Origin of the sequence: Halopenitus malekzadehii (genome assembly GCF_900108505.1) — an archaeon.
Taxonomy (GTDB): Archaea; Halobacteriota; Halobacteria; order Halobacteriales; family Haloferacaceae; genus Halopenitus; species Halopenitus malekzadehii.
This window is the reverse complement of record NZ_FNWU01000040.1, coordinates 1-2,320: the sequence shown is the minus strand read 5'-3', so window position 1 is coordinate 2,320 and position 2,320 is coordinate 1. Positions and strand designations below refer to the sequence as shown.

Annotated in this window: 1 protein-coding gene; it reads right to left on the bottom strand. The window is 56.2% G+C overall.

From position 1 onward, the window contains the following. Window positions 1-2,278, bottom strand: a 2,278-nt coding sequence (locus BLW38_RS15605) for a DNA methyltransferase (protein WP_143040929.1), incomplete at its 3' end; no start/stop codon positions are given. Between the last annotated feature and the right edge of the window lie 42 nt (window positions 2,279-2,320).

The window sequence follows — 2,320 nt, the reverse complement described above, 5'->3', positions numbered from 1 at the left end:
CGCGTCTTGGAGTTCTTCGACGGAGATTTCGTCGAGATGGTCCATTAGATACTGTACAGCACTCCGTGCCGATAGTTCTAATGGCTACTATAGGAACATCCAATCCGAACTGCTCCGCAGTATGAACGTTTACCATCGCGAGGAGATTTTGATAGAGTGAATCCTCTCGGACTTTGTCATAAACGTCTTCCATCTCCTTAGCGTCTTCAAGCGTTTCGTTGTCAATGGATAGCAGATCCTGGAACCGATCCATGACGTGTTCGATCGCCTGTTGACGGGTGTGAGCAAACGACTCCTGAAGAGTTAGCTGTCCATCATTTGTTCCGCTATCTCCATTGGTGAGGACATCCTCAATATCACTACCCACCAAAGAATTTCCAGTTTTTAGGTGGTGGTCGAGGAAAGCAAGCGGCTGTTCAGCTGCGAGCGTTCGTAGCCATAACGACACCTTCGCGAGTTCGGTCGCAAGCGGGTTGAGGTCGACCCCGTAGATACAGCGTTGAGCGACTTTCCGGCGTGCCCAGTTGATGTCGTGGTCCTCTTCGACGGTCTCGACCCCTTGTTGGGCCGCCTGTCGTTCTTGTGCGTCGATGATCTCACGAGCGAGGTAGTCAACCGCACTGGTGAGGAAGTGCCCGCTCCCCATCGCTGGGTCGAGAATTTTCAGATCGAATACACGCTCCGCAAACTCGTCTGCGAACGTCCCCGCCTCCTCGTCGCCCTTCCGGTAGGTCGTCTGTCCAACCAACTCTTCCCGAATATCGTTGACCAGTGGGCCAAGCGTCTCGTCGACAATATACTCAACGACGTACTCGGGAGTGTAGTACGACCCCGTCGCCTTGCGTTCGCCACTACCCGTTGTGAGATACACCTCACCCGCTTCAACAACGATATTATCGCTTTCTTCGGCCTTGACGTACTCGCCGTCGTCGACCGTAAGCGGTCTGTCAGCGACGTGTAGCTGGTACTCTAAGAGTCCCTCATAAATACTCCCAAGGTGACGCACATCGAGTGAGGAGTAGTCGACGAAGATTTTCCCACCACTGTTCGACTGCTGGCTCCGCGTAAGGAGTTCGACGACGCGGGCTAGATAGGCGTCACCAACTGTTTGCTCTGCGAGGAACCGCGCCTCAGCGCCGTCATCCTCGTCAGGATCCGTCCGGAACAGTCCGCCGTTGTACGCTGGAATGTGGAGGTCCTCCTTGGGAATCCCTCGCGACTTGCTTCCTTGGTCGATCAGCTCGAACAACTCGTCAAGCCGGGAGCTTAGGTTATCCTGCCAGTCACGGTACTTCGGGTCGCCGCTATCGAGTTCCTCAGCAATCTCTTGCTTGAGCGCGTTTAGGCTGTAGGATTCCTCGTAAATCTCGTTATCCGTGTCCAACAGGTCACGGCCTTCGGCTTCGGCATAGAGAATGAAGATGAGCCGGTAGAGATAGATGAGCGAGGAGTCGTGGATGATGCCGAGATCATCCTCGTTGAGGTCGTTATCTGGATACTGAAGATACCCTTCCGAGAGAATCTTGATAGCCTCGTAGATATTGTCTTGTAGGTCTTCGCCCAACTCCTGGGCGAAAACGTTCGACTCGCCGTACACGTCGTCGAGGAAGCAGTCGCCGCCGGCGTCCTCAAGGAACGCGCTGTGCCGGAAAAAGAGGTAGAAGTACTTGAAATCCTCAATATCACCCTTCTCCAATACTGTCGGCAGGTCGATCTCGTAGTAGGAGTCGAGCCGGTGGCTCGTCGGACCGTAGTAGAGCCGCCACTTCTTCCCGTCCGTCAGCACCGCCCATCGGGCGGGCGTCTCCTGGAGGTAGACGTGGATCTGGTAGCTCGGGTTCTCGAAGTCGCGCTCGTGCTCACCGCTCCCCCGCGTGTCAAGCGGGCGTCCCCAGCGCTTAGCGTCCGCGACGGCGACCGCGTTCTCGTAGAAGTCGCCTCCCCCCTCGCGGCGCTCGAAGGCATCACGCGCGGCGTCTTCGGTCTCGAAGAAGCCGTAGTCCGGTCGTCGCTGCGTCCGGCTCGTGCTCTCCTCAACCTCGAAGGGAATCCCCAGCTTCCGGAACATCGGCCGGATAAACTTCTCCTCCAGCTGGGACTCGTTCCGCTTCGGGGCCGTGCTCTTCTCCCGCTCGTAGAGATCGACGATCTCGTCGTACGCGGCTTCTAGTTCGTCGTCGTCGACCTCGTCCCACTCCTCCGTCTCGGGGAGATGCTCGTCCAGGTATAGTAGTCGGTAGAGCTTTTTACTCAGAGAGGTATATTGCCTGTAATGGATCACCTCAACGAGATCTCTGTCGAAGAACTCCAAGAGGCGCTT